Origin of the sequence: Comamonas sp. JUb58 (assembly GCF_004364775.1) — a bacterium.
In the GTDB taxonomy this organism is placed as follows: Bacteria; Pseudomonadota; Gammaproteobacteria; order Burkholderiales; family Burkholderiaceae_C; genus Comamonas.
The window spans coordinates 107,993-130,993 of sequence record NZ_SOAL01000014.1 but is presented as its reverse complement, the minus strand read 5'-3'; the positions used below and the strand labels follow the sequence as shown (position 1 = coordinate 130,993).

Below are 23,001 nucleotides of genomic sequence, written 5' to 3'. Positions count from 1 at the left end.
TCAGCGGCGCATTGCACGCCGCTGCTGGACTACTTACTGGCCCAGATCGACGCGGTAGACCGCGCGCTGCGTGCCCGTGCCGTCATCCGCCTTGTCCAGCGACACATTGGCCAGGCCCGCTGCCTGCGCCACCGACAGCGCGTCAGCCGCCGAGGTGAACAACACCTTGCCGGCCGTTGGCGTCTTGGCAAAGCGCCAGCTGTGGGCAGCGCCGTTGGCTGCGCGGGTCACCTGCGGGTGGTCCTTGATGTACGAGATCACCACATCACGGTTCGCATCGGGCGAGGCGTAGATGGTGGCGCGGCCATCGAGTTCAGGCAGGAAGCTCTTGCCGCTGGTGGCGCGGTAGTTGTTGGTGGCGATCACAAAGTCCTGCGCCGGGTCGATCGGTGCGCCCTTGTACTGCAGATCCACGATGCGGCTGCCCACGGGCTGGGTCACATCGATCTGGTACTGCATGTCGGCGGTGGTGAACATGTCGAAGTTGTAGCCGGGGAAGCTGCTGATCAGCCACTGGTCTGCGGTGGCAGCCGGGTCGATGCGGTTGAAGCGCTGGGCAGCGGCCTCCAGCCAGCTCTTGATCTGTGCGCCGTTTACCTTCACCGCGTAGACGGTGTTGGGGTAAAGGTAGAGGTCGGCCGCGTTGTAGATCGCCAGCGGGCCGGCGGCCACATCGGTGTAGTCCGCACCGCCCTGGAAGCCCGACTTGAAAGGCGCGCTCACCGACAGCACCGGCAGCTGCGCGTACTGCGGCAGGTTGGCCTGCACATAGCGCTGCACATAGTCCTGCTGCGCCTGGTTGACCAGCTGGATCGCGCCGGGATCGCCCACATCGGCAAACTGCGTGCTCATGCGGAAGTCGGTCTGGCCCACCGGCGTCTTCACATAGCTGATGGCCGCCTGGTGCTGGCTCTCCACTGCCGGTGCAATGCTGCTGTCGACGGCCACATAGGTGGTCTTGCCTGCGGCATCCTTGCCGGTGGTCGTACTGCGCAGCTCCGACTTGCTCTGGGTCTTGTCCACGCTCCAGGCCTTGCCATCCCACTTCAGCGACAGCGCCACCACACCCAGCGCCTTGCCCCAGCTGCTGGCCATCACCGCCGGCACGCCGTTGATGGTGCCGGCCTTGTTGTCGACACCCGCCATGCTGAAGGCCGGTTGCGCGGCGGTGTCGGGGAACACGCTGTGCTGGTGGCCCATCACCATCGCATCGATGCCCGCCACCTTGCTCAGGTACAGGCCGGGGTTTTCCATGTCGGCACGGTATTCCGAGGCATCCAGGCCGCCGTGCAGCAGCGCCACAACGACGTCGGCACCCTTGCTGCGCAGCTCAGGCACGTACTTTTGCGCGGCCTCGACGGCGCCGGTCACCTGCACCTTGCCTTCCAGATGGCGCTTGTCCCAGCCCATGATGCCGGGCGTGGTAAAGCCGATCACACCGATCTTGATCGGCAGCTTGACGGTCTTGCCGTCGCTGTCGGTGCCGCTGATCTCACGCTCCAGCACCACATAGGGCGACACCAGCGGCGCCTTGGTCTGGCTGCTGAGCACATTGGCCAGTGCCATCGGGTAGCCCGGGCCTGCGCACTTCTTGCTGGCATCGACGCCATCGACTTGGAGGCCGCCACCCAGCACCTGGTTGAGGAAGGGCAGGCCGTAGTTGAACTCATGGTTGCCCAGGGTGCCGGCATCGAACTTGAACACGCCCATGGCCTTGTACATGGACAGCTGCTGGTCGCAGGCGATCGGCGCCACCTGCGCCTCGTAGTCGGCCAGCGCCGTGCCCTGGATGGTGTCGCCGTTGTCCACCAGCAAGGTGTTGGCGAAGTCGCTGCGCGCCTGGCGGATCAGGGTGGCCGTGCGCTCGAAGCCATACGAGGGGTCATCGGCCAGCTTGAAATAGTCGTAGCTGCGGATGTTGAAGTGCAGGTCGGTGGTCTCCAGCACCGCCAGGGTGGCGGTCGCCGATTTGGAACTGCTGGAGCCACCACCGCCGCAGGCCGTCAGCATGGCCGCAGCGGCCAGCGCGGCCAAGGGAAGCGGTGCCATCCGCAGGTCGGCGGCACGGAAAAAGGGGGTGCGCATGGTGTTTATCGTTGAAAGTGAGCGATGCGCGCATCATCTGCAGCCCTTATGACGACGGTGTTACGAACGCCCCCCGAAAATGCAACAAAGCCTTGCAGGCTGCGGGCCTGCAAGGCTTTGGATAGGGATAGGTGTGAGCGCCCGCTCAGCCTACATGCTTGGCAAAGAAAGCCATGCTACGGGCCCGCGCTGCGGCAGAAGCCGCTGCATCGTAGGAGCCACGTTGGTCACAATTAAAGCCGTGGTCGGCCGCGTAGACATAGACCTCGGCCTCCGGGTGAGCAGTGCGGAAGGCATCCACCGACGCCAGCGAGATCCAGTGGTCCTTGTCGCCAAAATGGGCCATCACCGGGCAATGCGGCTGGCGCGCGATTTCGTCGCCGGTGGTCATGCCGCCGCCGTAGTAAGGCACCGATGCCGACAGGCCCTTGAGCTCACAGGCTGCGCGCCAGGCCAGCAGACCACCCCAGCAAAAGCCGGTGATGCCGACCTTGCCGCCGCTGCGGCGGGCGCCTTCGTCAATCGCGGCCTGCAGGTCCAGCATCACGCCAGGGGCCACGGCGGGCGCTTCGGCAGCGGCCTTCAGGGCCACGCCGGCCTGCATGTCGGCCTCGTTGTAGCCCAGGTCCACACCGGGCTTGACGCGGCTGAAGGTGGCCGGCGCAATCGCCACATAGCCGCTTTGGGCAATGCGGTCCGCCACCGAGCGGATGTGCGAGTTGACGCCAAAGATCTCCTGCACCACCACGATGGCGCCGCGCGCCTGGCCTTCAGGCTCGGCGATGTAGGCCGGAAACACCTGGCCGTCGGCCGACTTCAGATCTACAAAATTTCCCATAGCGATCACTCCTTGCTAAACAGATTCGACAGATTCGAGATGCGGGGGCTTGTCGATTATGGCGTTGCGCAAGCAGCTGCCGGTGCCGGACGTGCCAGCATCGTCAGCCAGGCGCCCACCAGCAGCAAGGCCAGCCCGCCATACACCGCCGCCAAGCCCAAGCCGGTCTGCGGGTTCACCAGGTGGATGCCCAAGGACGCGAGCAGCGAGGTCAGCAAAAAGGCCAGACCGCCGGCAATGCCGCCCGACAAAGCAGCGTGCTTGGGGAACATCGACAGCACATGGGCGAAGTGGATATTGAACACCAGGCCCGCCGCCACATGGATGCAAAAGGCGACGGCCGCCATCACTGCCAGCGATGGCCAGGATGCGGGCAGCCAGGTCGTCAGCGCCAGCAGGCTGATAAAGCAGGCCATGGCCAGCAAGGCTCCTCGGTGCTTGGCCGCCAAGGAGCGCGCCATCGCCGCACGGGCGATCAGGCCGCCGCCCATCCAAGCCAGGCCCATCAGCAGCGCCAGCGATCCCGTCGTGGTGGGCGGGCGGTGGTAGACGGCTTCCACGATGAAGGGCGAGGCCATGCTCCAGCCCATCACCATCGCATAGGCAGCGCTGACGCAAAGCACGCCCCGCGCAAAGGCGCGGTTGCGCATGATCTCCCAGGCCCGGCTGGCCACTTCACGCGGCCGGATGGGCTGGGGCTGGGCCAGGGTTTCGCCGCCGCCCAGCATCTCCAGCACCAGCGCAACCACCGAGAACACGGCCAGCACCACAAAGTTGGCGCGCCAGCCCCAGTGGGTCTGCACAAAGCCGCCGATAAAAGGCGCGCAGATGGGCCCCAGCGACCAGACCACGGTCATCCAGGTCAGGTAGCGCTGCAGCGCCGGGCCCCGGAACACATCGACAAAAAAGGTGCGCTTGCCCACCACGGCGACCGCGCCCAGCAGGCCTTGCAGCAGGCGCAGCGCGCAGATGACCACGATGTCATCGCTGACGGCAATGGCCGCGCTCGACAGCGCAAACAAGGCCAGCGCCACCATCGTGGGGCGCCAGCGGCCAAAGCGGTCCAGCAACACGCCCACCACCAACTGGCCCAGGCCATAGCCGGCGATGAACAAGGTCAAGGTCAGCTGGATCTGGGAGGCGGTGCCACCCAGGCTCTGGGCCATGGCGGGCATCGAAGGCAGGTAGATATCGGTGCCGATGCCCGACAGGGGGATCAGCAAAAAGGCCAGAAAAACGCCAAAGGTGGCGTTGTCAGCAGTGATTCTTCGCATGGGAGTCTGCGCCTGAAAATGAAACAGGGCGCCAGTGTGTTATGTTTTTTAGACTGGTACAAGATCTTACGTAGCCTAGGCTTGGAAGGCCTATACTGCACTGCACCATTGCCGCTACCCTAACCGCCCAAGACCATGCTTGCAGCCACCCCCGCCCATGCCCCGCCTGCCATTGCGGCCTCTGCCCCCTCGCAGGAGCTGGGCCACTTTCTGCGCGCCCGGCGCGAGAGCCTGTCGGCCGCCGCCATGGGCCTGGCGCGCCATGGCCGCGTGCGCACCCCCGGCCTGCGGCGCGAAGAGGTCGCCCAGCTCGCCGGCATTGGCGTGACCTGGTACACCAAGCTCGAACAAGGCCGCGAGGTCCAGCCCTCGCGCCAGGCGGTGGAGGCCATCGCCCGCGCGCTGCAATGCAATGACGACGAGCTGCGCCACCTGCTGGTGCTGGCGGGCATCAAGCTGGACCAGCCCGCCCCGAGCTTGCTGGACGCACCGGGCTGCCTGCACCGGCAGTTGCTGGACAAGATGCTGCCCTACCCCGCCCAGATGCAAAGCGCCGCTTTTGACCTGCTCGACGCCAATGCCGCCTATGAGCGGCTGATGGGCGTATCGCTGCAGCAGCTGCCCGCGCTGGAGCGCAACTGCCTGCACATGAACCTGTTCAACCCGCAGTGGCAGCGCGTGATGCGCCACGAGCCGCAGGCCATCGAACGCATGGTGGCCATGTTCCGCGCCGCCTACACCCAGCAAAGCAACGACCCGGCCATTGCCCAGCGGCTGGACTATTTTCTGGCGCAGTCGCCCGTCTTCCGCAATGCCTGGGAGCGCTACCAGGTGCGCAGCCCGGAGAACAACGAAAAGACCTTTGACCACCCCGTTGTCGGCATCCTCCATCTGCGCCAGACCTACTGGTGGTCAGCACCGCGCAGCGGCCTGCGCATGGTGGTCTACCTGCCCGTCAGCGACCAGGACGCCGAGGCACTCGACCGGCTGGCCGCGCTGCCTGCGCCTTGAAGGCGGCATGGGCAGGCGGCGCAAGCTCGCCTAAGATAGGGCATCTTTTGTGAGCCCACCTGCCATGACCTCTATCGTCCTCATCACCGGTGCCAGCCGTGGCATCGGTGCCGCCACCGCCCTGCTCGCCGCCCGCCATGGCTGGGATGTAGCCGTGAACTACAGCAGCAATGAAGCAGCAGCCCAGACCGTGGTGCAGGCCGTGCAGGCCCTGGGCCGCCGCGCCATTTCCGTACAGGCCGATGTGGCCGACGAGGCCCAGGTGCTGGCGATGTTTGCGCGCATCGACAACGAGCTGGGCCGCCTGGGCGCCCTGGTCAACAACGCCGGTGTGGTGGACCGCGCCCAGCGCCTGCAGGACATGGACATGGCGCGCTGGCGCCGCATGTTCGACACCAATGTCCTGGGCAGCTTTCTCTGCGCCCGCGAAGCGGTGCGCCGCATGAGCACCGCCGAAGGTGGCGCCGGCGGCAGCATCGTCAATGTCTCCAGCCGGGCCGCCTGCCTGGGCTCGGCCAACCAGTATGTGGACTATGCGGCCTCCAAGGCCGCCATCGACACCATGACCCTGGGCCTGGCCCATGAGGTGGCCGCGCAAGGCATCCGCGTCAACGGCGTGCGCCCGGGGCTGATCGAGACCGATATCCACGCCAGCGGTGGCCAGCCCGACCGCGTGCAGCGCCTGTCGGCCGGTGTGCCGCTGGGGCGCGGTGGCACTGCCGACGAAATCGCCCAGGCCATCTATTGGCTGATGTCCGACCTCAGCAGCTACTGCACCGGCTCCTTCATCGATGCCGGCGGCGGGCGCTAGGCCACCGTTCAGACCCAAGCCCACATGCTCTATACCCCCCATGTTTTGCTGCTGGAAGACGACCCAGCCATTGCCCGCACCGTCTGCTATGCGCTGGAGCGCGATGGCATCCGCTGTACCCACAGCCTTTTGATGGCCGATGCCCGCGCGCAATGGGCCAGCGGCCGCTTTGACGCGCTGCTGCTCGATGTGGGCCTGCCCGATGGCAATGGCCTGGACTGGTGCCGCCAGCTGCGCGCCAACGGCTCACCCGCGCCCATCCTGGTGCTCAGCGCCCGGGGCGAAGAGGTGGACCGGGTGCTGGGCCTGGAGCTGGGCGCCGATGACTACCTGAGCAAGCCCTTCAGCCCACGCGAGCTAGTGGCCCGCACCCGCGCGCTGCTGCGCCGCGCCCAGCAATTTGCGCCGGCAACCAGCCATGCCCACAGTGCCCCGGCTACCGCCGCCAGCACCGCCTTCCAGGTCGACGAGGCCGGCCAGTGCGTGCGCCTGCAAGGCGTGCTGCTGGACCTGACGCGGCGCGAGTTCCAGCTGCTCAGCAGCCTGCTGGCCGCGCAGGGCCGCATCCTCAGCCGCAACCATTTGCTCGATGCCGTCTGGGGCCTGCACAGCGACAGCACCGACCGCACGGTAGACACCCACATCAAGACCCTGCGCGCCAAGCTGCGCACCGTGGTGGCCGACCGCGACTTCATCACCACGCACCGCGGCATGGGCTACAGCCTGCGCGACAGCGACTGAGGACCGGCCATGCGTCTGGGAATCCGCCTGCTGTTTGCCTTCTTCCTGATCAACGGGCTGGCGGCCTTCTTTGTGCTGCGCGTGTTCATGGCCGAGATCAAGCCCAGCGTGCGCAAGGTGACCGAAGACACGCTGGTGGAGACCGCCTACCTGTTGGCCGCCCAGGCCAGCGATGACCTGGCCGAGGGAAAACTGGGCAGCGGTAGCGGCAGCAGCAACAGCCGCTTTGCCCAGCATGTGCAGGCCGCCTTCCAGCAACCGCTGCGGGTGTGGATCTGGGACACGCGCAAGGCCGCGCTGGACTTGCGCGTGACGGTCACGAATGCCCAGGGCCGTGTGCTGTTCGATTCCGCTGGCCAGGATGTGGGGGCCGACTACGCACGCTGGCGCAATGTGGCGCTCACCCTGCGCGGCGAATACGGCGCCCGCACCTCGCGCGAAGTGGCCACCGACGAGGCCACCAGCGTCATGTACGTCTCGGCGCCCATCGTGCGGGATGGCGCCATCCTCGGCGTGCTCACCGTCTCCAAGCCAGCCAATGCGGTGCAGAGCATCATCGACAGCAGCGAAAGCAAGATGCTGCGCGGCGGTGTGCTGTTCCTGCTGCTGTCGGCCGCCGTCGGCTTTGCCATCACCTGGTGGCTGGTGGTGCAGGTGCGCAAGCTGCGCAGCTATGCCCAGCATGTGCAGGGCCCCACCTTGCAGGAGGCGCAAGGCCATTTGTTGCCGCCCAAGACGCCCGAGGTGCCCGATGTGCCCGGCGAGCTGGGCGACCTAGCCCAGGCCATGGATTCGATGCGCCGCCGCCTGGAGGGGCGCGACTACATCGAAGGCTATGTGCGCGCCCTCACGCATGAGCTCAAGAGCCCGGTCGCCGCCATCCGGGGCGCGGGCGAGCTGCTGCAGGACGACCTGCCCGCCGCCGACCGCGCGATGTTTGCCCAGCAGGTGGTGGACCAGAGCCTGCGCCTGCAAAACCTGATCGACCAGCTGATGCAGCTGAGCCAGCTGGAGCAGCGCAGCGAGCTGGCCCCGGCCGGCGCCCACACCAGCCTGCGCGCCTGCGCCGAGCAGGCCATGGCGCAGTTGCAGGCCACCGCCGCGCAAAAGGGCATCCAGCTGCGGCTGCAAGGCGAGGACAGTCAGGGCGCCTGGGATGCAGCCCTGGTCACCTTGGCCATCAGCAACCTGCTGGCCAATGCGCTGGATTTCTCGCCCGCGCACAGCCAGATCGTGCTGAGCCTGGCACCCCAGCGCCTGAGCGTGCAGGACAGCGGCCCGGGCGTGCCCGACAGCCTGCTGCACCGCCTGGGCGAGCGCTTCTTCACCACGCCGCGCCCCAATGGCGAGCGCAGCGGCACCGGCCTGGGCCTGTCCATCGTGCAGCGCATCATGCTGCTGCACGGCGGCAGGCTGCAGTTTGCCAACACCCAGCCCGGCCTGCGCGCCAGCCTTGATTTTTCGGCACCGGACTGAGCGCTTCACCAACCACACCAGCACTTCACGCTGCCTTCACAGACTTCATGCTCGGCTCACCGGGGCCGCTGACACTCGCCGCACCGATACACAGAGCAACGAGGAATGCATGAAAAACAGACTGGTGCAAAAGGCCCTGAGCCTGGCCATCACCATGGCGCTTTTGCTGGTAGCGCTGATGATGATCAGCGACGTGGTGCGCGACCGCATCTACAACCGCGACCGCGCAGTACAAAGCGTGGTCAACAGCACCGCCGGATCACAGACCTTGTTTGGCCCGGTGCTGGCCCAGCGCTGCACCCGCGAGGTCAGTGGCAAGGACAGCGAAGGGCGGGTGGAAACCCGGCTGGTCAGCTTTCAGCGCTATGCGCTGCCCGATGAGATCAGCCACCAGACCCGGGCCGAAATGCAGCCCCGCGCGCGCGGCCTCTACCAGGTCAACACCTTTCTCATGCACGACAAACTGGTCGCCCGCTTTGCGCCCGGCAACCAGCTGCAAGCCAAGCCCGAGGGCAGCGCCGTGCGCCACTGCGATGCGCCGCGCCTGATCCTGCCGCTCAGCGATCCGCGCGGCATCCGCAGTGCGACCCTGCAGGTCGATGGCAAGACGCTGCCGCTGGAGCCGGGCACCGGCCACGGCGTCTACACCCGGGGCCTGCAGACCAAGCCCATGGCCGCCGCCAGTGGCAACGACAGCAATGCCATGGAAGTGGTCGTGCTGCTGCAGCTGATGGGTACCGAGCGCCTAGCCTTTGTACCGCTGGGCGGCACCAACCAGGTCAGCATGCAGGCCGACTGGCCGCACCCCTCGTTTGGTGGCAACTTCCTGCCGCTGAGCCGTGAGATCAACGACCAGGGCTTCAACGCCAGCTGGAGCATTCCGGCGCTGGCCTCGTCCGCGCGCCAGGCCTTTGTGCAAGAGCGCGCACTGTGCAGTCTGGGCATCGCCGACACCACCGACCCCTACGCATCCAATGAAAGCCAGTGCCTGGAGCAGTTCGGCACCAGCTTCATCGACCCGGTCAACCCCTATAGCCTGAGCGACCGCGCCACCAAGTACGGCCTGCTCTTTGTGGTGCTGACCTTTGTTGCCGTCGCCATGTTCGAGGTGCTCAAGAAGTTGCGCGTGCACCCGGTGCAGTACCTGCTGGTGGGCTCGGCGCTGTGCATTTTCTTCCTGCTCTTGATCAGCCTGTCCGAGCATCTGGGCTTCAGCCAGGCCTATGCCATTGGCGCCAGCGCCTGCGTGCTGCTGCTGGGCTACTACGCCAGCCACATCCTGGGCAGCCTGCGGCGCGGCCTGCCGTTTGCAGCGCTGATTGCGGTGATGTATGGCCTCTTGTTTGTGCTGCTGCAGCTGGAGCAGACCGCGCTGGCCGTCGGCTCGCTCGCACTGTTTGCCGTGCTGGCAATCGTGATGGTGGCCACCCGCAAGGTCGACTGGTATGCGTTTGGCAAAAGCGATAGCCCCGAGCCTACCCCCGCCCCCAAGACCTTTGGCCCACGCCCCCAGGAGAACGCATGAACACCGACAACCAGATGGAACAGCAGCGCCAGCAATGGCGCCAGGCCCAGCACCAGATGACCCGCAGCCAGTTGCGCACGCTGCGTGACCAGTGGCTGGAGCGTGGCAGCCAGCTGCCGCTGCAGGCCAATGCCCGGCGCCTGATGTGGCTGCGGCTGCGCTGCTCGCTGCTGCTGGCACAGCAGCGGTTCTGAGCGCCTGCGACCTCCCCCAAAAGCAACAAGGCAGCCCTCGGGCTGCCTTGTTGCTTTTCAAAGATGGGCGCCTATTTGGCGGGCGGCGCGCCACTGCCCCGGCTGATCGCACGCAGGCGCGCCTCGGGTGACAGGCCGCGCACGCACTGCACATTGGCATCGCCCAGCAGGCTGTCGCATTTGCGGATGGCGGTGTCCAGATCGGCTTCGCGCTGGCGCTCGGCCTCGCTCTTGGGTGGCGTAGCGATCGAGGCCTCGCTGGCCGCTTGCTGGTGGGCACGCTGGATGCCGCCGGCGCGCAGCTGCTTGGCCTGGCGCAGACAGTCCTGCTGCGCGGCCTTGCTGTCCTTGTCGCTGCCGGCATGGTCGCTCTTGCAGGCTTCAACGGCCAGCGCATAGTGGCGGTCCACCTGGGCGGCCATGGCCTTGAAGCGGTTGTTGCCGCTGGGGTGGCGCCGCGCCTGCAGCTCGGCGGCATCTACGGCGTGCTGGGTGTCGACCTCGACCGTGCAGCGGCGCTGCGCGCCGGATCCGGCGGCCAGGCGCTTGCAATCGGCCAGGGCTTTTTCAGCGCGTGCATCCAGCTGGGCAACGGCATCTCGGTAGGCATCGTCATCCATCTCGGCGGCCAACAGCGGCACCACGGCCAAGGCGCCCAGCACCCAGGCGGCCGACGCGCGCCACAGCGGGCGCCTCCATCCTCCGAGCATCAGCGCTTCTGTTGGCGCAGCCAGGTATCAAGCTGCTGGGCCACCTGGTCGGTGGCAGCGGCCAGCGCAGCGGCAGCGCCCGCCGCATCGGGGCTGGCGGCGGGCTGCTGGGCCTGGAACACCTGCTGGGACAGCCAGCGTTCACCCTTAGGTGTGATCTCGCTCAAGGTAGCGCGGACGCGCAGCACGCCCTGGCTGGACTGGGCCGAATCAAAGACCTGGCTGAAATCCACCACTTCGAGGCGCAGCATCGCCGGGTAGCCGGTCTTGCGCAGCAGCTGGGTGGCGCCATCGTCGTCCAGCACCACGGCGCGCTGGCCGCTGAGCACATCGCGCATGCGTTGCTGGATCAGCTGCATCGCCGGCAGCACCCAGCTAGCCTGGGTGTAGGGCCGCAGCTCGCGCACATCGGCATAGGCCAGGCGGTAGTAGATGGCGGCGCTGGCATCGGGCACGCCGGCGGCGCGCACATTGGCCAGCACCAGCGGCTCGGCGCCAGCGGTGGCCGCGCTGGGCGATACCGGCGCCTGTGCCGGGCCAAAGTCATAACGGGCCACAGGATGCGGCTTTTGCGGCAGGGCCGAGCAAGCGGCCAGCACCACGACGGACGCAGCCACCAGGGCCACACGGCCAGCGCCTTGCAGGCGGCGGCCCCAGGGCGCACGCAGGGAAGTAGAAATCATGGCATCCATCCTATCGGCCGCTGCCCACGGCGGGAGGGGCTACAAAACCTGGCTCGCCAGGGCCCGGCAGCGCATTGGAGCTGCCATAAATCAGGGACTGCGGGTTGTTCTTGAACGCATCGGCGGTATCGCCCATGCGGCGCGCCGCCGAGCCCACGTCATGCATGGTGCGGCCCATGGCCGGCAGGGTGCTGCGGTTGAAGTTCTCGGCCGCGTCGGTCACCTTCTCGACCGCCTGGCCCATCTGGTCTACCACGCCGCCCTTGGCCGCCAGGCTGCCCACTGCCGTGCTCACGTCATTGGAGGTCTTCTGGATACCGGCCAGCGTCTTGCGCGTATCCTGCGCGATGGCAGGAAGGCTGGCGAGTGCCGGGTCGAGCTTGGTGTCGACGGTGACGATCAGGCGCTTGCTCAGCTGGTCCAGGCTCTGGGCGGCCTGGCCCAGGCTCTTCATGCTGTCCACCAGCACCTGCTGGTTGTCTTCGCTGAGCAGGTCGTTGACCTTGCGGGTCGCGTCTTCCACCTGCTGCAAGATGATGGGGCCTTGCTCGGCAATCTGCCCAAAGGGCGAGGGCTTGACGCGCAGGCGCGGAATGCCATCCGGGCCGGGAGGCAGCGGAGTCGTCTCGCTGTTGTCGTCATCGAGCTGGATATGGGCCAGGCCGGTGACACCCTGGTAGCCCAGCATGGCGTAGGTGGTTTTGGTGATGGGCGCCTCGGAGTTGACCGCGATGATGATCAGCACCGTGCCGTCCTTGGCCGGGTCGAACTCGATCTTGGTCACGCGGCCCACGGCCACGCCCTTGTAGCGCACTGCCGCCTGGGGCTGCAGACCGCTGACGGTCTCGCGGGTGGACAGTTCATAGCGCGTGTAGTTCGTATTGTCCCGGCCCATCCACAGGCTCAGGAAGATGACCAGCGCCGTGAGCAAGACCACAAACAATCCAGCCGCCAGTGCGTGTGATTTGTTTTCCATAGCTATTCCTTCACCCCACCAAGCGCCACCGGAGCCATTGCACGGCGTCCACGCTCACCCAGGAAGAAATGTTCAATAAACGGGTGCTTGAACTGCACCACTTCGGCCGGAGTGCCCGAGACGATGACCTTCTTTTCAGCCAGCACCGCCACGCGGGTGGACAGTGCAAACAAGGTATCCAGGTCATGGGTGACCATGACCACGGTCAGCCCCAGCTCGGCATGCAGGTCCTTGAGCAGATCGCAGAACTCGTCCGAACTGTTCGGGTCCAGCCCGGCGGTGGGCTCGTCGAGCAGCAGCAAGGGCGGATCCATGATCAGTGAGCGGGCCAGCGCCACGCGCTTGATCATGCCGCCCGACAGGTCCGAGGGCATGCGGGTCGCATGCTCGGGCTTGAGGCCCACCATCTGCAGCTTGACCATGGCCGCGTCATGCACCACCGCCTTGGGCAGGGTGCCCTGCTCGCTGAGCGGAAACGCAATGTTCTCCAGCACATTGAAGGCCGAGAACAGCGCGCCTTGCTGGAACAGCATGCCGATGCGCGAGGCCGCGCCGCGCAGGCTCAGGTCCTTCACAGGCTGGCCCATCACCAGCACCTCGCCCTTGGCCGGGTGCAGCAGCCCCAGCATCTGGCGCAGCAGCACCGATTTGCCGGTGCCCGAGCCGCCCACCAGGGTCAGAATCTCGCCCCGGTAAACGGACATGTCCAGGTCCTGGTGGATCGCAAAGGCCCGGTCACCCTGGCCGAAAACGGTCCAGAGCTTGCGGATCTCGACCACTTTTTCATCGCTGGCCGGCACGCTTGGGGGTTGGGAGATGGCTTGGCTCATCGCTAGAACCCCACCTTGCGGAATGCAATCGCAAAGATCGCATCGAGCACGATCACCGCAGTGATCGAGATCACCACCGACGAGGTGGTGCCCCGGCCCAGGCTCTGGGTGTTGGGCTCCACTTCCAGCCCCCAGTGGCAGGCAATCAGCGCAATCGCCACGCCAAAGGTGACCGACTTGGCCAGCGCCAGGTAGAGGTTGGCAATGTCCACCGCACCGGGCATGGCCTGGATGAAATAGGCGGGCGATACGCCCATGGCGGCGTCAGCGGCCATCATGCCGCCCACCAGCGCGCAGACCGTGGTCCACATCGACACCAGCGGCATCGCCAACGCCAGCGCCAGCGCGCGTGGCATCACCAGGCGGTAGCCTTGCGCAATGCCCATGACTTGCATGGCATCGAGTTCTTCATTGACCCGCATCACGCCAATTTGCGCGGTGATGGCCGAGCCGGTACGGCCGGCGACCAGAATGGCGCCGAGCAAGGGCCCCAGCTCCCGCACCAGCGAGATGCCCAGAATATTGACGATGAAGGCATCGGCACCGAACTGGCGCAGCTGCAGCGACATCAGATAAGCCAGCACCACGCCGATCAAAAAGCCCACCAGGGCGGTGATGGGCAGCGCCGTGGCACCCATCGCATACAAGTGGCCCGATACATCGCGCCAAGGGCCGCGCAGCGGGTTCTTGAGGAGGCGCAGCACATCGAGCAACAGCTGCCCCACCATCTCGACCATGCTGCGCACATGGGCCATGAAGCCCAGCAGCACCAGGCCCAGCTGGATCAGCCAGCCCCACCAGTTGACCTTGGTCTCCGGTGGGCAGCCCATCGTCAGCGAGGCAACGCGTTCGAGCATCTGGCGCTGCAGATCGGTGGTGCGCAATTGCGCGGGCCACTGCTGGCCCCAGTGGTCCCACAAGAGCTGTGCGCCCACGTGGTCGAGCCACTGCACTTCGCTCAGGTCCCAGCCCTGTTCTGCGCTGGGTGCCGCGCCATCGAGCTGGCGGCGCAGCTCGCGCCACAGCGGGCGCTGGCCCAGCTCAGCCGCACCCCAGCGCCCACGCAGTTGCGCCCTGCGCTGCGTGCCGTCCTGGTGTTGCTGTAGATGAGGGGCTGTATCGTCCATGGATCCAAAAATAAAGCGTATCTCGCTATCGCGAGCGCCTACGCACTATAGCTGGTCTGTCGCGCAGCGGACGCTTACCAGCCAGCGAACGCGGCGCTTCCCTCTGTAGGAAGCGGTCGCTGATGAGCGCAACTGCGGCATCTACACCACGCTTGGCAAGCCTGGTCAGGCAGTAGGCGCGATGCGCGACAGGGCATTGGTTTTCCCGCTTGGCAAGCCCGGCATACTGTTCACAAACTTGCCGATTCGATGGACCGAGGGAGCTTCATACTCCCTATGAGAAAAGACCGCACATGCAATCTGGAGACAACACAAGTTTCGACTACATCGTCATCGGTGGAGGCACGGCGGGCGCACTGCTGTGCAACCGCCTCAGCGCCAAAACCCATAACCGGGTGCTGCTGATCGAGGCGGGCCGGCGCGACGACTACCACTGGATCCACATCCCCGTGGGCTATCTGTACTGCATCGGCAACCCCCGCACCGACTGGCTCTACAAGACCGAGCCCGATGCCGGCCTCAACGGCCGCAGCCTGCTCTACCCGCGCGGCAAGACCTTGGGCGGCTGCTCCAGCATCAACGGCATGATCTATATGCGCGGCCAGTCCCGCGACTACGACCAGTGGGCCGAGCTGACCGGCGACGCCCGCTGGCGCTGGAACGACACCGTCAACTACTTCAAGCGCCATGAAGACCACTGGCGCCTGGACCAGGAAGGCGAGACCAGCCCCAGCTTTGCGCAGTGGCATGGCAACCGCCGCACTGGCAGCACTGGCGAATGGCGTGTCGAGAAACAGCGCCTGCGCTGGGACATCCTGGACGCCTTTGCACAGGCCGCCCAGCAAGCCGGCATCCCCGCCACCGATGACTTCAACCGGGGCAGCAACGAGGGAGTGGGCTACTTCGAGGTGAACCAGAAGAACGGCTGGCGCTGGAACACCGCCAAGGCCTTTTTGCGCCCCACCTGCTATGGGCGCTCCAACTTCGAGATGTGGACCAATGCCCAGGTCAGCCGCCTGGTGCTGGAGCGCCAGGCCGATGGCCAGCTCGCCTGCACCGGGGTGGAGGTCTGGACCGGCACCGAGATGACCATCGTCAAGGCCGACAAGGAAGTGGTGCTGAGCGCAGGCGCCATCAACTCGCCGCAGATTCTGCAGCTCTCGGGTATCGGGCCCGGTGACTTGCTGCAGCAGCATGGCATCACCGTGCAACATGACCTGCCCGGCGTCGGCGCCAATCTGCAGGACCATCTGCAGATCCGCTCGGTCTTCAAGATCGATGGCGCGCCCACCTTGAACGTGCTGGCCAGCAACCTCTGGGGCAAGGCCCAGATCGGGCTGGAATACCTGCTCAAGCGCAGCGGCCCGATGAGCATGGCGCCCTCGCAACTGGGAGCCTTTACCCGCAGCAGCGCGAGCCAACCCCATCCCAACATCCAGTACCACGTGCAGCCGCTGTCGCTCGATGCCTTTGGCCAGCCGCTGCACAGCTTCCCGGCCTTCACCGCCAGCGTCTGCAACCTCAATCCCACCAGCCGTGGCACCGTGCAGATCAAGAACGCGGATTTCCGCAGCGCCCCTGCGATTGCGCCCAACTACCTCTCGACCGCCGAGGACCGCCAGGTGGCGGCCGACAGCCTGCGCGTGACCCGCAACATTGCCGCGCAGCCCGCACTGGCCAAGTACCAGCCGGTGGAATGGAAGCCCGGCGCGCAGTACCAAAGCGATGAGGAGCTGGCGCGCCTGGCCGGCGATATCGCCACCACCATCTTCCACCCGGTGGGCACCACCAAGATGGGCGCCGAAAACGATCCGATGGCCGTGCTGGACAGCGAGCTGCGTGTGCGCGGCGTACGGGGTTTGCGCGTGGTCGATGCCGGTGCCATGCCGACCATCACCAGCGGCAACACCAACTCACCCACCCTGATGCTGGCCGAGCGGGCCTCGGAGTGGATCCGCGCCAGCCATGGGCCATGATGGTGCGCTACAGAGTTTCAGCACGGTTACGACCGCCGCTTGGCTGACCATGGGCGCCTCAGGGGCAATTCACCGGCCTGCGGCCGCTGAAACGGCAGTTTTGTCTCATTTTTTGCCGTTATGGGGCGGCTCGGCGCAGGAATGGGGCAGAAAGTGATCGCATCCTGCAATCTGCACCAAATCAGTTACCTTTGGGGTAAATCCCAATGCACCACCTCGGTGCGATGACCTATAGTAGAGGCACTCGAGGCACTGAAACAGTGCTCTACGAGAGGACCGAGGAGACATCTCAACAACTCGAATATTTAAAAAAGCATCAATAAAAAACGAGATGCTCCTTCAAAGCGCCCTTTTGGGCGCTTTTGTTTTTCTGGCGTCCGATGCGCCTCTCTTCTGCCCCAGCCGTTCAGCGCATCCGGGCCCTCGCCCAAGCCTTCCCACACCGCGTCTGTTCCGCTGGCAGTTTTGTATTTAGCCGCCCTGGTACGGTGCGTGCCCCCTCGCGGTGGTGCGACAATCTCGCCCCATGGAATGGATCTTTGTAACGCTCGCGTCGATGTTCGCGGGCTTTGTCGATGCGGTCGTCGGTGGTGGCGGCCTCATTTTGGTGCCCGCGCTGTTTGGCGCTTTCCCCTCTGCACCGCCGGCCACCTTGCTGGGCACCAACAAAAGCGCTGGCGTCTGGGGCACGCTGATTTCTGCGCGCCAATACGCCAAGCGTGTCGATATGCGCTGGGCCGCCATTGCACCCGCGGCAGGTGCGGGCTTTGTCGCCTCGCTGCTGGGGGCCTGGGCGGTCACCGTGGTCGACCCGAGCATGCTGCGCAAGGCCTTGCCGCTGATCCTGATCGCCGTGCTGGCCTACACCTTGTACAAAAAGCAGCTGGGCCAGACCCATGCACCGCGCTACAGCGGCCGCACCGAAGCCTGGGTGGCCTGCGCGATTGGCGCCACCATTGGCTTCTACGATGGTTTCTTTGGCCCGGGGACCGGCAGCTTCTTCGTCTTCCTGATGGTGCGCTGGCTGGGCTATGACTTCCTGAACGCTTCGGCCAGTGCCAAGATCCTGAACATCGCCACCAATGTGGCGGCGCTGATCCTGTTCACCGCCAAGGGCCATGTCTGGTGGCACTTTGCGATTCCGCTGGCCGTCGCCAACATCCTCGGCAGCATGCTGGGCACCTGGATGGCCTTGAAAAAGGGCTCTGGTTTTGTGCGCGGCATGTTCATCGTCGTGGTGGCCGCGCTGATCCTCAAGACCGGTTACGACGCCTTTTTGCGCTGATCTTTAGCCTGGGTGGTGGCCCGCGCCTGGGCCCGTGCTCGCTCCCTCACCGCCTTGGTCTAAGGCGGTTTTTTGTTGCCCAATGCCCTGCGGCAACAACTGCCCCCTGGCTTACTGCGGTGGCTCCGACTGCGGCTTGAGCTGGATATCTTCAACCCGCCTTGGCGTGCCCATCGGCGCACGGCCATCGCCGCGCTGCATGGCGGCGATATCGGCCTCGCTGGGGTATTCGCCCATCAACCAGTAGTCGATGATGCGGCGCGCAATGGGCGCGGCCGAGCCGGCACCGAAGCCGGCGTTTTCCACAATCACGCCGACGGCAATCTTGGGGTCTTCGGCCGGGGCAAAGGCAATGTACAGCGCATGGTCGCGCTGGCGCTCGGCCAAGCGCGCGGCATTGTATTTTTCCTTTTGGCCGATGCTGATGGCCTGGGCCGTACCGGTCTTGCCACCAGCGGTGTAGCGGGCCGTGCCAAAGGAGCCGCGCCCGGTACCGCCGGTCACGACCGACACCATGCCGCGCTTGACCGCCTCGATATTGCTTTGCTTGTAGCCCAGGTTCACGGGCGGCGGCTGCTCGATGGGGCGGCGCTCGCCGGTTACCGGGTCGATCAGCGAACGGCCCACATGCGGCACGCGGCTGTTGCCATTGTCCAAAAGCGTGGCCAGCGCATGGGTCAGCTGCAAGATAGTGAAGTTGTTGTAGCCCTGGCCAATGCCCAGCGAGATGGTCTCACCGGCATACCAGCGCTTTTGCTCGGGGCGCTTGTAGGTGTCGCGCTTCCAGGCCGTGCTGGGCAGCACGCCGCGCACTTCACCGGGCAGGTCGATGCCGGTGATCTGACCGAAGCCCAGCGGCTTCATGAAGTCGTGAATCGCATCCACGCCCATTTCATTGGCCAGGGTGTAGAAGTAGACATTGCTGGAATGCTGGATCGCGCGGTTCAGATCAACGGGGCCCAGCGCATGGCCGGAGCGGAAGGTGTGGCCGCCAAAGGTCCAGCTGCCGCCGTCCTGGATGATGGTCGAGGGCGTGCGCTTGCCCGTCTCCAGCCCGGCCAGGCCCATGAAGGGCTTGTAGGTGGAGCCGGTCGGGTAGGTGCCGCGCATCGCCCGGTTGAGCAGGGGCCGGTCGATGGATTCGTTCAGCGCCTTCCAGCTTTCCTGGTCAATGCCTTCGACAAAGATATTGGGGTCGTAGGTGGGCTTGCTGACCATGGCCAGCAGCTCGCCGCTGCGCGGATCGATCGCCACGGCCACGCCCCGGCGCTCGCCATACAGGTCTTCGACCATCTTCTGCAGCTTGATGTCCACCGACAGCACCACGCTCTCTCCCGGTGTGGCGGGGGAGCTGTCGAGCTTGCGCACCGCATGGCCGCCGGCCGAGGTCTCCATGCGCTCCACGCCGGTGTGGCCATGCAGCTCTTTTTCGTAGCTGGCTTCCACGCCGGTCTTGCCGATGTACTCGGTGCCCCGGTAGTTGGCCGCTTCGTCGGAGTCGTCGATGCGCTCCTTCTCGCGCTGGTTGATGCGGCCGATATAGCCGATCAGGTGGGCACCGGTCTCGCCCAGCGGGTAGGAGCGAAACAGCCGCGCCTTCACATCCACACCCGGAAAGCGGTAGCGCTGGGCGGCGAACTTGGCCACTTCCTGGTCGGTCAGGCGCGAGCGGATCGGCAGCGAGTCGAAGTTGCGCGAATCCTCACGCAGGCGCTTGAAGCGGCGGCGGTCGCGCGGCGTGATCTCGATCAGCTCGGACAGCGCATCGATAGTCTCTTCCACATCGCCCACCTTGTAGGGCGTGATCTCCAGGGTGTAGGCCGAGTAGTTGGTGGCCAGCAGCACACCATTGCGGTCATAGATCTGGCCCCGGTTGGGCACGATGGGCACCACGGCCGTGCGGTTGCTTTCGGCCTGCGCCAGCAGGTCGTCATGGCGGTCGATCTGCAGCACATACAGGCGTGACAGCAGAATGCCAAAGCACAGCACCACCACCAGACCGATGACGATCACCCGCAGCCGAAAGCGGCTGAACGCGCGGTCTGAATTCTGGATCTCGGTCATGGTCTGCGCAAACGCCCCAGCTTACAAGGGGCGGTTTTCGTCATCGTCGGGCGGCTGGCGCTGGGGCAGCTGTAGCAGCCCGCTCACCAGCGGCCACAGCACTACGCACCACAGGCCGGGCGTCAAAAAGCCCCAGCCCGGAAAACTGCCACGCAGCAACATGCGCAGCAGCATCAGCACCACGTCAGACGCAAGGAACAGCGGCATCACCTGCACCGCCTGGGCCATCACGCTCAGCCAGGTGATGCGCTGGCGCAGCAGCGCCACGCCATACAGCACGGCCGAGTACACCAGCGCATGCAGGCCCAGCAGGGAGGACTGGTGCACATCCATGCACAGGCCGAGCACAAAGGCCCAGCCCATGCCGATCTTGCCGGGCTCGTGCACGCCCCAGTAGACGAGCACCAGCAGCAGCACATCGGGCAGCCACAGCGCGCGGCCCAGCGGCAGCATGTTGATCATCAGCGCCAACACCAGGGTCAGCGCAATAAAGCCCGGAGGGACAGGCAGCAGCAAGGGCTGCCCACGCGGCATGATCATGGCTGCATTCCTGGGGTTGGGTTCGTAGAGGCCGGCATCATCCGCGCTTGCCCTTGCGGGGGGTGGAGGCCGGGCCTTCCTGGGTCTTGGTCTCCACCGGCGGGCGCGGCGGCAGGGCGTCTTCAGGCAACGGGTTGATCACCATCACAAACTGCGTGCCAAACATCTGCGCCAGCGGCTCGCAGTAGACACGCGAGAACGGCGAATCCGCACGGCGCTCGATCTTGACGATGCGCGCCACCGGCAGGCCGGGCGCATAGACGCCGTCCACACCGCTGGTGGTCAGCAGATCGCCTTCCTGGATATCGGCATTGCTGGGCATGAAGCGCAGCTCCATGCCACCGCCATAGGCATTGGTGGGCTCGCCATAGGCAACGGCCCGGGCACCGGTGCGCGGGTTGAGCACGGGGATGGCCTGCTCACGGTCGGTCAGCAAGGTCACTTCGGCCGACATCGGAAACACCCGGGTCACCTGGCCCAGCACGCCCATCTCGTCCATCACCGGAGAGCCGCGTGCAATGCCGGCCACCTCGCCCTTGTCGATCACGACACGGCGGTTGAAGGCGTCGGCCGTCTCGTACACCACCTGGGCGGCGCGCCCTTCGGTCTTGAGGCGGGGAACCAGGTTGAGCAACTGGCGCAGGCGCTGGTTCTCATGGTCCAGCGTCTCGACCAGGTTGGCACGGTGGGTCAGCGCAATCGCGCTTTTCTCGGCGGCGACGGCCGCCGCCTGCGCCTTGTTCAAATCTTCAAAATAACTGGCTCCACCCTGGATCAGCAACACCGGCTGCAGCATCACCCATTGCATGGGGAAGAGCACGGTGGCGACGGCCTTGCGCAGCGGTTCGGTGAGCTTGAAGCGCACGTCCGCCACCATCAGGAACACCGCCAGCGCTACGCACAGCGCCAGACGCACATTGGCGCTGGGCCCCTGTGGTCGGAAGGTCGGTATACCGCCGGAGAAGACGTTGCGTGCCATGCAGTGGCCTCAGCAGAACCTGGCCCGGTGCTCGGCGCCTGATCCGGGCGCGTGCCGCTGCGCCAGTAGGCGGTCAGCACGGTGGACAAGGGGCATGGGCAGGGACATCGGAGAAAAGCGAAAAAGCAGAAACAGGCGCATCACAGCAGCTAGGCATTCAGCGCATCGCAAGCGGCCAGGCTGTGCAAACAAGCATGGCGGGCCTGCAGCGCGCCATGGGGTGCATAGCCGCTGCCGCTCGCCATTATTGCGTATCGCTGCGCAGAGCGCCTGTGTTATTCGCTGGTGAAGATGGTCACGCCCTTGCGGTCCAGGGTATCGAGGGCGATACCGCAGCCGCGCACCACGCAGGTCAGTGGCTCCTCGGCAACCAGCACAGGCAGGCCGGTTTCCTCGGCCAGCAGGCGGTCCAGGTCGCGCAGCAAGGCGCCACCACCGGTCAGCATCATGCCGCGGTCGGCAATGTCGGCACCCAGCTCGGGCGGGGTTTGCTCCAGCGCGTTCTTCACGGCGGACACGATCTGGTTCAGCGGCTCGGTCAGTGCTTCCAGCACTTCGTTGGAGCTGATAGTGAAGCTGCGTGGCACACCTTCGGAGAGGTTGCGGCCCTTGACTTCGATTTCCTTGACTTCGGAGCCTGGGAACGCGGAGCCGATGCTCTTCTTGATCAATTCGGCGGTGGGCTCGCCGATCATCATGCCGTAGTTGCGGCGGATGTAGTTGATGATGGATTCGTCAAACTTGTCGCCGCCCACGCGGACACTGCCCTTGTAGACCATGCCGCCCAGCGAGATCACGCCCACTTCGGTGGTACCGCCACCGATGTCGACCACCATCGAGCCGGAGGCCTCGGACACGGGCAGACCTGCACCGATACCGGCGGCCATTGGCTCTTCGATCAGCTCCACCTGGGTGGCGCCGGCCTTGAGCGCGGCATCCTTGATCGCGCGGCGCTCGACCTGGGTCGAGCCGCAAGGCACGCAGATGATGATGCGGGGGCTGGGCGAGAGCAAGGTGCGGGGGTGCACCATCTTGATGAACTGCTTGATCATCTGCTCGGTGATCAGGAAGTCGGCGATCACGCCGTCCTTCATCGGGCGGATGGCTTCGATATTGCCGGGCACCTTGCCCAGCATGGCCTTGGCTTCGCGGCCTACGGCCTGGATGACCTTGCGGCCATGGGTGCCACCTTCATGGCGAATCGCAACGACGGAAGGCTCATCGAGCACAATCCCTTTATCACGTGCAAAAATCAAGGTGTTGGCCGTGCCCAGGTCGATGGCCAGGTCGGTGGAAAAGTAGCGACGGAACGCTCCGAACATGCAAGTTTCCTCTAGGGCATGGGTCGCACTTCGGCGCTCCATCGCCCTTCATTGGTGTGTGGTGAGATGACAGAAGGGTTTTTGATGCGCAATGACCGACGTTGCCGCCTTATTGCGTCAAAGACGGGATAATACCCCATCCCCTGTGAATAACTTACAGGGCAACGCTTTCCGGCCCCGTTTTTTTACGACTGGTTTACATACGACTATCTATGGCCCTGACAAAAGATGACATTGCCCGCATCGCCAACCTGGCGCGGCTCGAATTATCCGACTCCGAGAGTGAGCGCATGCTCTCGCAGATGAATAACTTTTTCGGCATTGTGGAGAAGATGCAGGCTGTGGATACCTCCGGTGTCATGCCCCTGTCACACCCCGTGGCAGCGATCCAGGAAATCACCCTCCGTCTTCGTGATGACATCGTCAGCGAACCGGATAACCGGGAGGCCAACCAGCGCAGTGCCCCTGCCGTGGAAAACGGCTATTTCCTGGTCCCCAAAGTGATTGAGACTGATTGAGTAATTCACAGCATCTTCAGGCCTGGTGGGCCCTGG

The 23,001-nt window shown here is 65.4% G+C and carries 21 protein-coding genes; 9 read left to right on the top strand and 12 right to left on the bottom strand.

The features are described from left to right. Positions 1 to 33: 33 nt before the first annotated feature. From EDF71_RS16325 to EDF71_RS16315, 3 genes are all read right to left on the bottom strand, one after another. Entirely contained in the window at positions 34 to 2,085 is a 2,052-nt protein-coding gene (locus EDF71_RS16325) for a bifunctional 2',3'-cyclic-nucleotide 2'-phosphodiesterase/3'-nucleotidase (RefSeq protein ID WP_133857633.1), read from the bottom strand. 145 nt (positions 2,086 to 2,230) lie between these two features. Next, positions 2,231 to 2,923 (bottom strand): dienelactone hydrolase family protein, encoded by a 693-nt coding sequence (locus EDF71_RS16320; RefSeq protein WP_133857632.1) that lies wholly within the window; start codon positions 2,921 to 2,923, stop codon positions 2,231 to 2,233. A 56-nt stretch (positions 2,924 to 2,979) separates the two neighbouring features. After that, on the bottom strand, positions 2,980 to 4,197 hold the full coding sequence (locus EDF71_RS16315) for an MFS transporter (protein WP_133857631.1): 1,218 nt from the start codon (positions 4,195 to 4,197) through the stop codon (positions 2,980 to 2,982). A 135-nt stretch (positions 4,198 to 4,332) separates the two neighbouring features. On the opposite strand from EDF71_RS16315, the gene EDF71_RS16310 reads away from it, so the two are divergent. The 6 genes from EDF71_RS16310 (at position 4,333) to EDF71_RS16285 (ending at position 9,955) form a co-directional block, all read left to right on the top strand. After that, positions 4,333 to 5,208 carry a helix-turn-helix transcriptional regulator gene (locus EDF71_RS16310; protein ID WP_133857630.1) on the top strand — a complete coding sequence of 292 codons (876 nt, stop codon included), beginning with the start codon at positions 4,333 to 4,335 and terminating at the stop codon, positions 5,206 to 5,208. A gap of 64 nt (positions 5,209 to 5,272) precedes the next feature. Then, positions 5,273 to 6,019 carry an SDR family oxidoreductase gene (locus EDF71_RS16305; RefSeq protein ID WP_133857629.1) on the top strand — a complete coding sequence of 249 codons (747 nt, stop codon included), beginning with the start codon at positions 5,273 to 5,275 and terminating at the stop codon, positions 6,017 to 6,019. A gap of 24 nt (positions 6,020 to 6,043) precedes the next feature. Continuing rightward, positions 6,044 to 6,760: a two-component system response regulator CreB gene (gene creB, locus EDF71_RS16300; RefSeq protein WP_133857628.1), complete on the top strand. Its 717-nt coding sequence runs from the start codon at positions 6,044 to 6,046 to the stop codon at positions 6,758 to 6,760. 9 nt (positions 6,761 to 6,769) lie between these two features. Then, positions 6,770 to 8,236, top strand: a complete 1,467-nt coding sequence (creC, locus tag EDF71_RS16295; RefSeq protein ID WP_133857627.1) for a two-component system sensor histidine kinase CreC — start codon at positions 6,770 to 6,772, stop codon at positions 8,234 to 8,236. Between the two features lie 109 nt (positions 8,237 to 8,345). Next, positions 8,346 to 9,761 carry a cell envelope integrity protein CreD gene (gene creD / locus EDF71_RS16290; protein ID WP_133857626.1) on the top strand — a complete coding sequence of 472 codons (1,416 nt, stop codon included), beginning with the start codon at positions 8,346 to 8,348 and terminating at the stop codon, positions 9,759 to 9,761. Beyond that, positions 9,758 to 9,955: a hypothetical protein gene (locus EDF71_RS16285; RefSeq protein ID WP_133857625.1), complete on the top strand. Its 198-nt coding sequence runs from the start codon at positions 9,758 to 9,760 to the stop codon at positions 9,953 to 9,955. The genes creD and EDF71_RS16285 overlap by 4 nt, the downstream gene beginning before the upstream one ends. Before the next feature lie 71 nt (positions 9,956 to 10,026). On the opposite strand, the gene EDF71_RS16280 is transcribed toward EDF71_RS16285, so the two are convergent. The 5 genes from EDF71_RS16280 to EDF71_RS16260 are packed head-to-tail and all read right to left on the bottom strand — an operon-like array spanning position 10,027 to position 14,281. Continuing rightward, positions 10,027 to 10,665, bottom strand: coding sequence for a hypothetical protein (locus EDF71_RS16280; RefSeq protein WP_133857624.1), 639 nt, complete (start codon positions 10,663 to 10,665; stop codon positions 10,027 to 10,029). After that, complete coding sequence (locus EDF71_RS16275) at positions 10,665 to 11,348, bottom strand: ABC-type transport auxiliary lipoprotein family protein (protein ID WP_166656564.1); 684 nt, start codon at positions 11,346 to 11,348, stop codon at positions 10,665 to 10,667. Before EDF71_RS16275 ends, EDF71_RS16280 begins: the two co-directional genes overlap by 1 nt. Positions 11,349 to 11,358: 10 nt before the next feature. Beyond that, the gene (locus tag EDF71_RS16270; RefSeq protein ID WP_133857622.1) at positions 11,359 to 12,324 is read right to left on the bottom strand and encodes an MlaD family protein; all 966 of its coding nucleotides are present in this window, start codon (positions 12,322 to 12,324) and stop codon (positions 11,359 to 11,361) included. A 2-nt stretch (positions 12,325 to 12,326) separates the two neighbouring features. After that, positions 12,327 to 13,154 (bottom strand): ATP-binding cassette domain-containing protein, encoded by an 828-nt coding sequence (locus EDF71_RS16265; protein WP_133857621.1) that lies wholly within the window; start codon positions 13,152 to 13,154, stop codon positions 12,327 to 12,329. A gap of 2 nt (positions 13,155 to 13,156) precedes the next feature. Continuing rightward, on the bottom strand, positions 13,157 to 14,281 hold the full coding sequence (locus EDF71_RS16260; protein ID WP_133857620.1) for an ABC transporter permease: 1,125 nt from the start codon (positions 14,279 to 14,281) through the stop codon (positions 13,157 to 13,159). Between the two features lie 293 nt (positions 14,282 to 14,574). On the opposite strand from EDF71_RS16260, the gene EDF71_RS16255 reads away from it, so the two are divergent. Continuing rightward, positions 14,575 to 16,257, top strand: coding sequence for a GMC family oxidoreductase N-terminal domain-containing protein (locus EDF71_RS16255; protein ID WP_133857619.1), 1,683 nt, complete (start codon positions 14,575 to 14,577; stop codon positions 16,255 to 16,257). A 526-nt stretch (positions 16,258 to 16,783) separates the two neighbouring features. Next, on the top strand, positions 16,784 to 17,542 hold the full coding sequence (locus tag EDF71_RS16250) for a TSUP family transporter (protein WP_133857618.1): 759 nt from the start codon (positions 16,784 to 16,786) through the stop codon (positions 17,540 to 17,542). A 111-nt stretch (positions 17,543 to 17,653) separates the two neighbouring features. On the opposite strand, the gene mrdA is transcribed toward EDF71_RS16250, so the two are convergent. From mrdA to EDF71_RS16230, 4 genes are all read right to left on the bottom strand, one after another. Continuing rightward, positions 17,654 to 19,606: a penicillin-binding protein 2 gene (mrdA, locus tag EDF71_RS16245; RefSeq protein ID WP_133857617.1), complete on the bottom strand. Its 1,953-nt coding sequence runs from the start codon at positions 19,604 to 19,606 to the stop codon at positions 17,654 to 17,656. A 21-nt stretch (positions 19,607 to 19,627) separates the two neighbouring features. Beyond that, complete coding sequence (gene mreD, locus EDF71_RS16240) at positions 19,628 to 20,146, bottom strand: rod shape-determining protein MreD (RefSeq protein ID WP_133857616.1); 519 nt, start codon at positions 20,144 to 20,146, stop codon at positions 19,628 to 19,630. A 37-nt stretch (positions 20,147 to 20,183) separates the two neighbouring features. Then, positions 20,184 to 21,125, bottom strand: a complete 942-nt coding sequence (gene mreC, locus EDF71_RS16235; protein ID WP_133857615.1) for a rod shape-determining protein MreC — start codon at positions 21,123 to 21,125, stop codon at positions 20,184 to 20,186. Positions 21,126 to 21,400: 275 nt separating this feature from the next. Then, the gene (locus EDF71_RS16230) at positions 21,401 to 22,447 is read right to left on the bottom strand and encodes a rod shape-determining protein (RefSeq protein ID WP_021026802.1); all 1,047 of its coding nucleotides are present in this window, start codon (positions 22,445 to 22,447) and stop codon (positions 21,401 to 21,403) included. 212 nt (positions 22,448 to 22,659) lie between these two features. Between EDF71_RS16230 and gatC the strand changes: the two genes are divergently transcribed. Next, positions 22,660 to 22,965, top strand: coding sequence for an Asp-tRNA(Asn)/Glu-tRNA(Gln) amidotransferase subunit GatC (gatC, locus tag EDF71_RS16225; protein ID WP_133857614.1), 306 nt, complete (start codon positions 22,660 to 22,662; stop codon positions 22,963 to 22,965). Positions 22,966 to 23,001: the final 36 nt, after the last annotated feature.